Here is a 12,936-nt window from a genome sequence, read left to right as displayed (position 1 = left end):
TCATTATATTTTTCAAAGACTTGATAAGTATTTCGACTTATATTCTGAATTCAATGATGTTGCAAAAACTAAATGCGCTACTTTATTTAACTTTTGCAATTATTTGCGTCTTAATAATCGCTTTGACGAGGTAAGTAATTATATTTATGATGTTTTAGAATTAGCTAAAAAGTGCCATCATACATTAATTATATTAGAAGCCAAGTATTGTATTTGTGAAGTTGAGTGGTTAAAAAACAATGATTCTTCCATTAATAATAAAGTCTCTTCCCTAATTTCTGCAATTCGTCTAGCTGAGTTTAATCTTGTCGCTGACGACCTTCTCCAAGACTGGAAAAACCTGACGGGTGTTACGCTTAATTGTTAGAAAATGCCCTTAAATTCAAATATTCCTTTCCTCCGCTATTTTCAGCAAATAGAACTTGAAAAAGCGCGCATCCGCCTATTTTGGATGTGCGCTTTTTCTTATTTTTTCTTAAGCAATAGGTAAATAAAATAGGGGCTGCCGATGATCGATAGTAAAATTCCTGTTGGCAAATGAATTCGTTGTGCAATAATATCCGCAAATAAAAATAATTCGGCTCCGATAAAAATAGCGAGCGGTAAAAAATAACGATGCTTCGGTCCAACAATCGATCGGGCAATGTGTGGCCCCATCAATCCTAAAAATGTAATCGTTCCTGTAATGGATACTGTCACAGCCGCAAAAATGACGGCAATGACCATAAAGATAAAACGCCATGGTTTGACGGCTATCCCTAAATTAATCGTTGTATATTCATCCAGTGTCAGTAAATCTAAGGTTCGTAGATGATAAAAAACGAACGGCAGCAAAATAATAAACATCCCTGCCAAAATCGCTACATAGACCCAATCAGTGCCCCAAATTGATCCCGACAGCCATTTTGTTAAAAAATCTACTTTCTCTTGATTGGCCGTTGACATCAGCAACACCATCAACCCAGAAAGTGCAAATGAGAAGCCAATTCCGTTTAAAATCAATGCTTCTGGACGATTTTTTGAAACGAAAATAATCAAAAAGGCTGTAAGCAAGCCTCCCAAGCATCCTGCGAGCGGCACCAAATAGCTAAACGCTTCCGCCTGCGCAGCAAAAAACAAAAAGAAAATCGCCACGCCTACCCCAGCCCCAGAGTTGATGCCGATGATACCCGGATCTGCTAAATCATTTTTTAATAAAGTTTGCAGCAAGCTTCCTGAAATAACAAGCGCTGCACCCGCCAAGATTACAATTAACAGTCTTGGCAGCCGCAAGTCGAATAGGATAAAATTCTCAAGCATCGTCCCCTGCCCTGACAGCACGGAAAAAATACGCCCGAAGCTAAGCGCCTCCGTTCCAAGCATCAGACTGACAATCGCTGTTCCTAAAAGAAGAAGCGCGGCAATCAGGATAATAAACGGGTATGGTAAAATCTTTTTCTGCTTGTCCATTTAGTTTGCCACCCCTTTCCGCACAATATAAAGAAAGAACGGAAAACCAATAACCGAAATAATCGCGATGATCGGGATTTCAAACGGTGGATTGAGCGTTCGACTGACAATATCAGCCAGCAGTAAAAAAATAGCCCCAATAAAAGCGGACATGGGCAAAATTGATTTGTAGTTCGATCCGACAATAAATCTGGCAAAGTGCGGCACGATCAGCCCTACAAAAGCTAAATCCCCAATGAGGGACACGGCAATGCCCGTTAGAATGGCAATCACAAACAATAAAATCACCCGCAGTTTTTTAATTGATAACCCGAGCCCTGTCGCCACCTCATCACTCATCGTCAAAATGCCAATCTGCTTGGTAAAAAATAAACTGAATAATAGTGCTGCTAGTATGATGGGGACTGTCAGCCAGACTTCATTCCATGTGACACCGATCAGTCCGCCAGAAGTCCACATATTCATGCCTTTACTTGTTTTAAAAATCAAACCGATACCACTTGAGACCGCCGTTAGAAAAGCAGATATTGCCGCGCCTGCTAGTACGATTTTGTACATATCCTTGGACTGGCTTAAAAATAAAACCAGCAGTGTGCCAAGAGCGGCCCCGATAAAGCAAGCTAACATCATGCCTGAAAAAGCAAGCCCTGGAAGAAATGCCAGCACAACAGCAAGAGCTGCATTGGCGCCAGCCGAAACACCAAGAAGTCCCGGGTCGGCAAGCGGATTCCGCGTGATGGCCTGCATGATGGTCCCAGAAACGCCAAGAGCTGCGCCGACAAAAACTGCGGCCACATTTCGCGGTAAACGCAGTTCTGTCAGAATCGTCATTTGTTTTTCATGTGCTCCGTGCAAGAAACCGTCGACTAGAAATGACAGCGAATAATTGACAGAGCCAAACATCAAGGCAAGCAGAAAAACGATACACAGCAGAATCAGCGCAGTCAAAAATTTAATTGGAAGTGAAATTCGCATGCGCTCACCTTTCTTCTTTACTTACCTAGAAAGAATTTTTCAAAAGTTTTCAGTTGATATTCTAAAGTGGTGGCATCATTAAAGTAAAATTTGCTCGATTCAACCTCCAGCACCTGATTATTTTTCACGGCCGGAATATCCTGATACGTGCTGGTTTTCATAAAGGAATTATCTCCATCACTTTGACGGCTGAGTACCAGATAGTCCCCCGTATAATTGCCAAGTTCTTCTGGTGAAATCGCGTAATAGCCAGCTTCGAGTGCAGAATTTTTGACGGAGTCTGGCATCTTGAGCTTCATTGCTTGATAAAGAATTTCCGTACCGCGTCCCCAGTTATCGCCAAAAACATACATTTGCTTGTCGTAACTTTCCGCAACAGAAACGGTCGCATTTTCACCAATTTTCGCTTTGATTTCATCACCGGCTTTTTCTGCCCGTTTTTCAAAATCTTTCGCCCAGGCGGTGGCTTCTTTTTCTTTATTGACGGCTTTTCCGACAGCAATATGCTGATCCAGATAGTTCAATTTGTTATATGTAAAGGTCACAACAGGTGCCACTTTTTTCAACTTATCCTTATTTTTCATGGTTGAACTGCCAATAATCAAGTCGGGTTTAAGCGCAATAATCCCTTCTACATCTTCATCGGACACTTCCTTGGCATCTTTCAAAGCATCTTTAAAATTCGCATTGCCAAAACTCCAGCTGTCTGCTCCGACAATATTCACGCCCAGATTAATCAGATCACCTGTATAACTTGAAAGTGCAACGACACGTTTGGGTTTCGCAGGGACTTCAATGGCTCCATCCTCTGACTGAAACGTCACCGTCTTTGCCGCCTCATTTTCCTCAGTACTTGCTTTATCTGAACTGGCTCCGCAACCTGCTAGTACAAGGCTCAGCAAAATCGCGAACATCCATGCAAACTTCTTCATCTTGTTTCCTCCCTTTATTTGATAGTGATAATCATTCTCAATATTATCTATCATAGCGGTTATCTAAGAAAGCGTCAACCCATTTTTTCTTTTTTTGGTGTATTTCTTCCTGCTAAAATCCATTTTTTACTAAAAATTTCAGCCATAGGACTCATTTTTCGAATTAAGCGTTTACAAAACAAAAAAACGGTTATAATATAGTAACAAATACAAAAGAGGTGATGCGAATGAAAGAAAGAGATCGAATAACTTTTTTGAACCATTCCACACCACCTACTTCCATTTTGTAACATTATTCCGTGTACAAGCTGAGAATTTTTCAGCTTTGTCATATGCCGGAAGCGTCTGATGGTCAAGGAAGAAAGTTGGTTAAAAGTCACATCTTTTCAAAATTGCAGGAGGAAGGCGATGGAGATTCTAGCCGCGTCAAGGACGAATATTTTGAAAAGACAGGGAAACGGATTTTCGTTACGTCCCAGCTTTGAAAAATCCTCACTCTTTTAAAGCAGCGGAACAAAGTATCGTATCTTAAAATGGTCGAACAGTTGCAAGAACAGCGCTCATTTAGCCGCAAAGAAATCAATCCGCGGTATCTGAGAGAAGAAACAGGGCATAAGCTGATTTTTACCAGATGTCCTGCTGGGATTAGCCCAGAAAAATCGAAATACGCAACTTGCTTCTGGAAACCAAAACCGTTCTCCCCCATGTATGTTTAGACAGAAACATCAGACAAATACCGGCCCATCAGATGAGTGGCAAGTTGGCTCATCCGAAGAAAACCCCGAGCATATTCTGCTCGGGGTTTTCTGCTTTCTTATTCAAGCTCAATTTTCAAATCACCCGTTCTAAGTTTTTGCTTGGAGACAAGGAACGGTCTGACGAGAAGGGCGATCACAGCTGGCAAGATCACAGCAACGACTAAAAATAAACCGAGCGCTAGAAAGCCCTCATTCGCAGCCAGATAAAGCGGTGCAACTAGCGCACATAAGCCCATTCCTGCAATTTCACTTGTCGCCTGTAAATGAAAAACAAGTACACCGATTGGTCCTGCAACCATTGCCGTCAAAAGCGGCACGATCATCAAACTGGGTTTGCGAATCAGATTGGGTGTCTGCAGTTTCGGCGTGCAGATTAGCTGGGCAAAAAAGGCACCCCAATTGTTGTCACGAAAACTTAAAACGGCAAAAGAAACAAACTGAACCGAACAGCCGATCAAGGCCGCGGCACTGGCTGTTGGATCCAATTGTAGCGCAATGGCCAGTGCTGCCGATGAAGCGGGACTTAGAATTAAAAGGCCGAACACGCCGGCGATCACAACGGAGGAAATAAATGGCGAGCCTTCGACTAGACTGGTGATAAAGCCGCTCACTGTGACAAGAACGGGTGTCATAATTTTCGCAAAAAGTAGACCGCTTAGACCGCCGGCCAGAAGTGACACTGCCGGAATCAGCACCATATCAAACTTGGTCTTGCCGGTCACACGTTTGCCGCACCAAACCGCCACGATCACTGCTAAAATCGCCCCGACAGGCTCACCGCCTGAAATGGCAAAACCACCATTTTCAAGTGCAATACTTCCACCGCCACCAATCACAGCACTGGCCGCGGCACTAATTACTACTAGTGTGTTGGCCCGCAGACAAATCGCGATTCCGACGCCAATCCCTGGAATCAGCATCGTTTTGCCGATTGCGCCAATTTGGATAAGAAACGACCAGCCCAGCAGTTGCCCGATCGTTTGTATTAAGAGCCCCATTCCAAGCGTGACTAGGACGGCATTGGCAATCCCCATCGACGCTTTATAAGAGCGATCAATCAAATAATCTTTCATTTTCACTACCCCTTTTTAGTCATGTCCTATCTATTATAACGGCATGCTGACAAAAAATCTATATATACATGTCTTGTCACTTAATAATACATAAATAAGCAGATTGATAAAACTGAAAAAACGGCCCCTAGACTTGCTGGGAACCGTTTTGCATCTCTTTCTAATTTTCCAGTATTTGTTTTTTCCACTTACGAATTTTCGGGCGAAAGTTGGTAAATGGCGCGACCGAATTGATATGGATCCATTTATAGACCGGCCACATGGCTTTCGTTGTTGCCCAGTCACGCTTTCCGGCTTCAAACAGCACTTCGTCTGGTAGCGTCTCGATCCAGCTTATCCACGTAGCAACCAGTTGATCCAGCTGGGTGAGCTGCTTCTTGAGTGTCACTTTGCCATATTGCTCATAGAAGGACTGATAGAGCGGCCCTAGCTGATTCCACTTGTATTCCGGTGTTGGTGTGATAACTTTCTTGCCCGCCTGTTCCTCCTGCTCCCATGAAAGAACGAGTGTTAGCCAGCCTAATTGATAGGCAAGCATTTCCTTTGGCGTTTTGTCGACCGCTTCGACTCGCTGGTCACTGAGCGGTTCCGGCACATCAGTAAATTCCGTTCTGAATTTTTGATAACTTTGTTGAACCGCTTCGACTAGCTCCTGCTTATTTTGATACTGCTTCATGACGCTGGCCTTGCTTTGCTGACAATTTGAAAGGTGATTCCGAATGGGCATTTGACGATCGCATAGCCGTCAGAAAAAAGATTGGCAGCTAGCGGCTCGACGACTTGGGTACGCGAATCCGCCAGAAAACGCTGATAAAGGGATTCGGCCGCCGCCCGGTCCTCCACTTCCAGACAAAATGAGAAATGGTTGCCGATTTGAAACTCTTTCATTGTCGTATCGATTGCTATATCTGCTATCATCCATGTCTGTCCGGCGAAAGTCATGACAGAATGAGCGACCCAGTCTGCTTCATTTTCTGGATACGCCAAGGTTGGATCCATCTGCGCCTTCATTTCACGATTGGTAATTTTAAATAGCAGTTCAGCTTCAAATAACTCCTGATAATACCGAATCGCTTCTTCCGCCTGTCCATTCAATGTTAAAAATGGGGAGATTGTCAAATTTTTCATTATTCGTGCCTCGCTTTCTTTTGCTTTCTTTCAGTATAGCGTATAATGGTGTCAAAACCTGTCACCTTTTAAGGAGAATTTTATGAAAAAAAATGAACGCTTAATGCAGGAACTTCTTTTCGTTCATCAGGCCAAGCGATTTACCTTGCAGGATTTAATGAGCGCTTTTACCATTTCCAAAAGAACCGCACTGCGGGACATTGCCGCACTGGAAGAGCTCGGAGCGCCGCTTTATTCCGTTTCCGGTCGGCATGGCGGTTATCAGCTGATTGGTTCTCCCCCGCTCCCGCCACTTTATTTTACAAGTGAGGAATGGGGCGCTCTCTTTTTCTCCCTACAATTATTAAAAAGCATGGCAAACAATCCATTCAACCAAAGTTACGCAGAATTACGGCGCAAACTGCAGGCGATTCTTCCTGAAAAAGAGCAGTCCCGGGCCGAAGCAGTCGACCGTTTGATTCATTTTCACGGAGCCGCTGATCAGGATTTCCCGGTTCCTCTGTCGGCACTTTTCTTGACTATTTTACAGCAAAAAGTATTATTTATCACTTATGATCGCTATCGAAAGGAAACGCGGCATATACAGCCATTATCCATGAACTTTGTAGAGGGAAACTGGTATATTTTTACTTGGGATTTGGATCGTGAAGCATTTCGAACGTTCCGAGTCGAATTTATCACTAATATGACAGAAAGTGAGCATCCTGCTAAAAAAATGGATGAAGCTGAAATCCAAAGACGCTATCAATATCAGGCTGAAAAGGATCGGCCACTCTCTTTCACATTGAAACTTGCTCCAAACGGTCTCGATCTTTTCCGTAAGAAAAATTATGAAAATATGCACCTGATTGAAAAAGACGATGGTTTTCTGATCAAAGGGACATTTGGTGAAGCGGAGACGGATTTTATGGTTCAGTATTGTCTGGCATTTGGCGATCAGATAACCATTTTGGAACCAGCCTCCCTGCAAGACGCCTACTGTAAGAAATTACAACATTTACTGTTAAAATACGGATGAACAAGAAAAAAGGATGAAGCATAGGTCTTCATCCTTTGAAATATTAAATCGATAACTTGCTGCGCTCCGGTGAAAAACCGTGCGGGTAGCGTTTTTTTAGTTTTTTAATGTTCATTTCGGCTACGTCTTCCATTTCGATGTTGGCCCATTCAGCAATTTGTGAAATGTACCAAAGAAGGTCCCCCAGTTCCTTGGTCAGCGCTGCTTTATCGAGATCATGGCCGTGAAAGGCATACTTCTTGATGAGTTCTACAACTTCGCCTGCTTCTCCTGCAACGCCCAAGCCGTAATTCGTAAGCGCCTGCTCATGATGGGCAGCTGTTCGTTTTGCTAATTCTTGATATTCTTTAAAATCCATTCCCTTTTCCCTCCACGAATCATTATCTTTTTTACTATAACAAATATTTATTTGGCTTGGTAGTCTTGACTAATTTCAAAAAATGCGAACTTATGTGCTACCAATGCTTTTCATCTTTAAAAAATTTTTCTCATTTTAAGGTTAAAAAAATGGCAAAATTTGATATAATAGTTGTTAGATTATTTGAAAGGAGTTTTCCGCTTGAAGTTAATGCGTGTTATTCTCTTTATTTTAGGCCTGATTGGTATCGGTGTATCGTTCAGTATCCCGGGATTGATTGGTTTCTTTACATTCCTGCTTGGCCTTGTTCTTGCCATTTTAGGTGTGATTGCCATCGTAAGAGCTAAGAAAAAACGTTCCCGCTCCTATTCATTCCGTTAATTTACATACGACATAAGCAAACGGCAGGTTTCCATTACGGGGCCTGCCGTTTTTAAATGACTTATCTGGCACGATTGATGGCCAATTTTTGACGAATCACTTCTCCGCCGTCCTCGCCCATACTTTCCACGATTTGCAAAGCATAGATCATCACATCAGCCACTTCTTCCAGAATCTCTTGCCGATTTTCAGCCAGCGCCTCTGCTGAGCTTTTCCACTGAAAACATTCCAACAATTCTGCCGCTTCCACACTCAGTGCTGCCGCCAGTTCTTTTGGATGCTGATATTGATCCAGCCAGTTCTTTTCTTTTAAAAAGTCGGTAATTTCATTTTGTAGTTCCTGCATCTTGATCTCCCTTCCGTATCGACAAAAAAGCCCTCCCCGAATTCGAGGAGGATCATTTTAAGCGTGTTTAGCGATAGCTTCTTCGATTTTGTTTGGCGGAATAAAGCCGTTCAAACGTGAAACCTCTTCGCCACTCTTGTAAAGAACAAGCGTCGGCGTTTGGCGTACATTTTGATCGAAGAAAAAGTTTTCGCCCACTTCTTCTAATTTCACTTTTAAAACTTTGACTTTTTCTGCTACAGCAGTATGTTTAAATTCTTGGAAAGAAAGGTCGAGCATTTTGCAATTCGGGCAGTTGTCTTTCCAATAATCCACATAGACTAATTCGCCACTTTCCATATAGGTTTGAAATTCTTCCAGTGATTTGATTTCAATACTTGTCATTTGACTTCACCCCTTCTGTCCAATACTTCTTGGACAAACTGTTTAATTTGTTCAGCATCTTCTTTTGTGTGCGGCATTTGTTCGATTTTTAAAGTTGGATAGGTCGAGCCAAAATATTTTTGCATTCGGTCGACCGCCCCGCAGAAGAACTCGACGCCCCACTGTGTTTCACCTGTTCCAAAAAGCGCGACGTGTTCCGGTTTTTCTCCCAGCTCGGCAATAAAATCCTTCATATCATCTGGTGTTCTGCCGTAATCGACCGTCCATGCCCCCAACATGTACAAGTCGTATGCCTCATCAAGTGGATACTCAGCAAGCGGTGAAACGCGAAAAGCCGTTACATCATGGCCGCGTGCCACAAGTTCCTTTTCGATTTCATCTGCCACGAGCTTCGTGTTCCCGCTTAACGAATCATAAGCAAGGAGAATTCTCATAGATCATCAAATCCATTATCGATATTCGTTTTTTTATAGCTTGAATTGCGCATTTCAAAAAAGTCGGTCTTTGTTTCTGTAAAGTTGTCAGCATAAGCTTTGATCCAAGTCATCGTGTTGTCGCTGTAGCCCGGATAGAGTTCGTCAATTCCAAGCATGCCCAGCATTTTGTTGGCCCGGTATTTCACATAGTCGACCATTTCATCCACGTCGATCCCTTCGATGCCTTGCAGAACCTCTTGTGACCATTCTGTTTCCAGTTCCACCGCATGTTTGAACGCTTCATGTGTGTAGCTGATCAGTTCATCGGTTTGCAGCTCTGGATTTTCGCCAAGGATCGCCCGGATCACTTCGGAAATAAATTTTGAATGGGCCAGCTCGTCTCGATTGATAAAACTGATGATTTTGCCTGTTCCGGTCATTTTATTTTGACGGACCAAATTGTAGAAATAGGCAAAACCGCTATAAAAATTGATTCCTTCTAAAATAGAAGATTGGATCAATGCCCGAACCAGTGTTTCGCCTGTTTTATTTTGCATAAACTGGTCATAGGCTTCCATGATTGGCGCATTACGTTTAATGATTGTTGGATGCGTCCGTGCCAGTTCAAAGACTCGTTTTTGTTCCTGCAAATTGGTAATTGAGGCCAGCACGTAAGAATAGCTTTCATTATGGATTACTTCCTGCTGTGCAATGATCGCCGCGTTGGCATGAACAGCTGGATCCGTAATATATTCCGCTACATTGTAGATAAAACGTGTTTGCGGAGAGTCAAGGCTTGCCAGTAATCCGATAATCGCATCAAAAGCATAGCGTTCCGTTTCAGACAGCTCTGGATACTGCTTGGCGTCCCCTTTCATATCTACCTCATCTGGAATCCAGTAGTTGGTCGATAATTCTTTATAGGCACGGTAGAAAGACGGATAGGGAATATCATTCCAGTTTAAAATCCCGCTGGTTTCGCCGTTGATAATCGAAGTCGAACGATTGGGACTTAAAGGCTCCAAGACTTTGATTCGCGTTAATTGTTCATTTTGTTCAGCCATTTTCCGGTGAACCTCCTTTTAGTAGTTCGCTTTATGTAAGCCCGCTCGATGACAAGCGGGCTCGGTTCTTTGTCAATGTGTGATTGATCAGCTTGAGCACCATTCGCATTCTTCTACATCAATGTCATTTGAACGGACATAGTAGGTGGTTTTGAGCCCTTCACGCCATGCTGTCATGTGCAGCTCCAACAATTTGCTGGCCTTAATGCCGCTTGGTACATAGAAATTGAAGCTTAGTGATTGGTCAACGTGACGCTGACGGCGGGCATTTTGACGAACGCTCGCAAATTGGTCCACTTTATACGCACCCTTTTCATAGTATGGGTAGGTGTTCAAACTGAGATCCGGTGCAATAACCGGCCGACGATAGTCTTTTTTCTCTTCATAATAAAAGGCACTGTAAATTGGATCAATCGAAGCAGTCGAGCCGGCAATTTGCGCCGTACTCATATTTGGCGCTACAGCAAGCAGGTAGGCATTCCGGATACCATTTGCCGCCACATCGTCTGCAAGTTCACGCCATGCTTCACTGGTGTAACCGCGTTTGGTGAAATATTCACCCGTATTCCAGTCACTGCCTTTAAACGCCCTGTAGCTGCCTTTTTCTTTGGCCAGTTCAGCACTTGCTTTAATCGTCAAGTAGCCAATTTTTTCGTAAAGTTCATCCGCATATTTTTCCGCTTCTTCGGAGTCCCAGGCAATATTTTTAAGCGCTAAGAGATGGTGCCAGCCAAATGTGCCAAGCCCGATCGAGCGGTACTTCTGATTCGTGATGGTGGCTTGCGGAACCGGAAGCTCATTCAAATCGATCACATTGTCGAGCATGCGGACTTCAATGTCGATCAGCCGCTCAAGTGTGCCTTCTTCCGCCGTGACCGCCCGTCCGAGGTTCACAGAGGACAGGTTGCAGACCACAAAGTCGCCCGCCTGTTTGGTGATGACAATTTGATCGCCGGAAATGATCTCCTGAATCATCCGTGTCGGGCTCATATTTTGCATGATTTCCGTGCACAGATTACTGGAATAAACCATTCCTGCGTGTTTATTTGGATTCATCCGGTTCACTTCATCCCGGTAAAACATAAATGGATTTCCGGTTTCCAATTGGCTGACCATGATGCGTTTCATAATGTCGATCGCCTTCACGATTTTTCTGCTGATTGTTTCATCGGCCACCAGTTCTTCATATTTTTCACGGAAGCTGCCTTCGCCGCGTTTTTCATCATAGAAGTCTTGCAGATACCAGCCTTTTTTCTCCTTCACTTCATGCGGATCAAAGAGGTACCAGTCGCCACGACGCTCAACGGTCTCCATAAACAAGTCTGGAATACAAACCGCCGTGAACACATCATGAGCCCGCAGTCTTTGATCGCCATTGTTCAAACGCAAGTCTAGGAACATTTCGATATCTTTATGGAAAACATCCAGATAAACCGCAATCGCACCTTTCCGCTGCCCCAATTGGTCGACACTGACGGCTGTATTGTTCAGCTGTTTGATCCATGGAATCACGCCGCCACTTGCTCCTCTGACACCGCGAATTGCTGCACCAGTCGAGCGAACATAGCCGATATAGGCACCGACACCGCCGCCATGTTTGGAAACGCGTGCCACATCTGTATTGCTGTCATAAATGCCTTGGAGACTGTCATCAATCGTATCAATGAAGCAGCTCGACAGTTGGCCGCCTGTTTTGCCGGCATTGGCAAGTGTTGGTGTTGCGACAGTCATGTATAGGTTGCTGAGCGCCCAGTATGCCTCATGAACCAGCTCCATCCGTTTGGCTTTCGGCTCATTTTGCATTAGATAAAGGGCGATCGTTAGCCAGCGTTCTTGCGGCAGTTCGTAAACGTTACGCGCCTGATCCGTTGCCAGATAACGCGTTGCAAGCAGATACAGCCCATTGTATGTAAATAATTTATCGCGTTCCGGGTCGATCATTTTGCCTGCTTCGATCAGCTCTTCCTTTGAATAGTTTTTCAAAATGCTACCGGAATAAATGCCGCGCTCGCCTAAACTTTCCTGCAAGCCCACATAGGAACCGTATTTATCATCATCATTGTAAAAACGATTTTTACTGGCTTTTTTATAGAGTTTATTTAAATAAAGACGCGCCGCAAAATGTTCCCACTCAGGTAAATGAATATCGGTTTTCGCTTCCGCTTCCCGAATCATATAGTCGACCATTTCATCCGATGCGTATTCATCTTTTTTATCAATAAAATTAAAAATCTTACGTTTATAATCGCTAATATCCAGTTTTGGAAATTCTTCATGGATTTTGTTTAAATAGCGGTTTAATCTCTCCTGGTCAAAAGGTAACTTGCGATTTCCGCCATCTTTTACAATATAAGTTGTCATTTGCACTCCCCATTCCCTACAATTAATCAGAAATATCAGTTTCATACTTTCTTATGTTCGCTTTTGACAGCGCATGTCATACCTCATGAACAAAAAAATTAACTTTTACCGGAAATTTCCACTTCCTGAAAAGTTAAAAACAATGAAGCCATATTTCGCTTTCGATACTATATATAGTATAACTTTTCGTTTGTGAATGCAAGATATTGTGATTGACCATTTTTATAAAAACTGCTAAAAAGCGCATTGCTCCTATCTCTAATCCTGCTAAAAAAATTTTCGTGTCCAATTTC

15 protein-coding genes are annotated in these 12,936 nt (G+C 43.3%); 3 read left to right on the top strand and 12 right to left on the bottom strand.

The genetic code is table 11. The features are described 5' to 3' along the window. Positions 1–367 (top strand): hypothetical protein (locus tag CS921_RS03115; protein WP_162921674.1); only part of this gene is annotated, 367 nt, incomplete at its 5' end. Between the two features lie 98 nt (positions 368–465). Here CS921_RS03115 and CS921_RS03110 read toward each other — a convergent pair. From CS921_RS03110 to CS921_RS03080, 6 genes are all read right to left on the bottom strand, one after another. After that, complete coding sequence (locus tag CS921_RS03110) at positions 466–1,449, bottom strand: FecCD family ABC transporter permease (RefSeq protein WP_099221597.1); 984 nt, start codon at positions 1,447–1,449, stop codon at positions 466–468. Beyond that, on the bottom strand, positions 1,450–2,424 hold the full coding sequence (locus CS921_RS03105) for a FecCD family ABC transporter permease (RefSeq protein WP_099221596.1): 975 nt from the start codon (positions 2,422–2,424) through the stop codon (positions 1,450–1,452). Between the two features lie 17 nt (positions 2,425–2,441). Then, entirely contained in the window at positions 2,442–3,356 is a 915-nt protein-coding gene (locus CS921_RS03100) for an iron-hydroxamate ABC transporter substrate-binding protein (RefSeq protein WP_099221595.1), read from the bottom strand. A gap of 814 nt (positions 3,357–4,170) precedes the next feature. Further along, positions 4,171–5,187: a PTS sugar transporter subunit IIC gene (locus tag CS921_RS03090; RefSeq protein ID WP_099221593.1), complete on the bottom strand. Its 1,017-nt coding sequence runs from the start codon at positions 5,185–5,187 to the stop codon at positions 4,171–4,173. 160 nt (positions 5,188–5,347) lie between these two features. Beyond that, positions 5,348–5,863 carry a ClbS/DfsB family four-helix bundle protein gene (locus tag CS921_RS03085; protein WP_099221592.1) on the bottom strand — a complete coding sequence of 172 codons (516 nt, stop codon included), beginning with the start codon at positions 5,861–5,863 and terminating at the stop codon, positions 5,348–5,350. Further along, positions 5,860–6,315 carry a VOC family protein gene (locus tag CS921_RS03080; RefSeq protein ID WP_099221591.1) on the bottom strand — a complete coding sequence of 152 codons (456 nt, stop codon included), beginning with the start codon at positions 6,313–6,315 and terminating at the stop codon, positions 5,860–5,862. Before CS921_RS03080 ends, CS921_RS03085 begins: the two co-directional genes overlap by 4 nt. A gap of 82 nt (positions 6,316–6,397) precedes the next feature. Between CS921_RS03080 and CS921_RS03075 the strand changes: the two genes are divergently transcribed. Further along, positions 6,398–7,333, top strand: a complete 936-nt coding sequence (locus tag CS921_RS03075; RefSeq protein WP_099221590.1) for a helix-turn-helix transcriptional regulator — start codon at positions 6,398–6,400, stop codon at positions 7,331–7,333. 43 nt (positions 7,334–7,376) lie between these two features. Here CS921_RS03075 and CS921_RS03070 read toward each other — a convergent pair whose 3' ends face one another. Continuing rightward, positions 7,377–7,691, bottom strand: a complete 315-nt coding sequence (locus CS921_RS03070) for a nucleoside triphosphate pyrophosphohydrolase family protein (RefSeq protein WP_099221589.1) — start codon at positions 7,689–7,691, stop codon at positions 7,377–7,379. A gap of 210 nt (positions 7,692–7,901) precedes the next feature. Here CS921_RS03070 and CS921_RS03065 point away from each other — a divergent pair, with 210 nt between their 5' ends. Then, positions 7,902–8,072 (top strand): hypothetical protein, encoded by a 171-nt coding sequence (locus CS921_RS03065; protein WP_240422291.1) that lies wholly within the window; start codon positions 7,902–7,904, stop codon positions 8,070–8,072. A gap of 61 nt (positions 8,073–8,133) precedes the next feature. Here the strand turns inward: CS921_RS03065 and CS921_RS03060 are convergent, their stop codons facing one another. From CS921_RS03060 to CS921_RS03040, 5 genes are all read right to left on the bottom strand, one after another. After that, a complete protein-coding gene (locus CS921_RS03060; RefSeq protein ID WP_099221587.1) occupies positions 8,134–8,418 on the bottom strand; it encodes a nucleotide pyrophosphohydrolase in 285 nt (94 codons plus the stop codon). A gap of 57 nt (positions 8,419–8,475) precedes the next feature. After that, positions 8,476–8,802: a thioredoxin family protein gene (locus CS921_RS03055; protein WP_099221586.1), complete on the bottom strand. Its 327-nt coding sequence runs from the start codon at positions 8,800–8,802 to the stop codon at positions 8,476–8,478. Then, positions 8,799–9,236, bottom strand: a complete 438-nt coding sequence (locus CS921_RS03050) for a flavodoxin (RefSeq protein WP_099221585.1) — start codon at positions 9,234–9,236, stop codon at positions 8,799–8,801. The genes CS921_RS03055 and CS921_RS03050 overlap by 4 nt, the downstream gene beginning before the upstream one ends. Next, the gene (locus CS921_RS03045) at positions 9,233–10,282 is read right to left on the bottom strand and encodes a ribonucleotide-diphosphate reductase subunit beta (protein WP_099221584.1); all 1,050 of its coding nucleotides are present in this window, start codon (positions 10,280–10,282) and stop codon (positions 9,233–9,235) included. The genes CS921_RS03050 and CS921_RS03045 overlap by 4 nt, the downstream gene beginning before the upstream one ends. An 87-nt stretch (positions 10,283–10,369) precedes the next feature. Continuing rightward, positions 10,370–12,688, bottom strand: coding sequence for a ribonucleoside-diphosphate reductase subunit alpha (locus CS921_RS03040; RefSeq protein ID WP_099221583.1), 2,319 nt, complete (start codon positions 12,686–12,688; stop codon positions 10,370–10,372). Between the last annotated feature and the right edge of the window lie 248 nt (positions 12,689–12,936).

It is taken from the genome of Listeria costaricensis (genome assembly GCF_900183385.1).
Classification (GTDB): Bacteria; Bacillota; Bacilli; order Lactobacillales; family Listeriaceae; genus Listeria; species Listeria costaricensis.
Note: the sequence above shows the minus strand (reverse complement) of the source record. Positions and strands in the feature narration are given on the sequence as shown.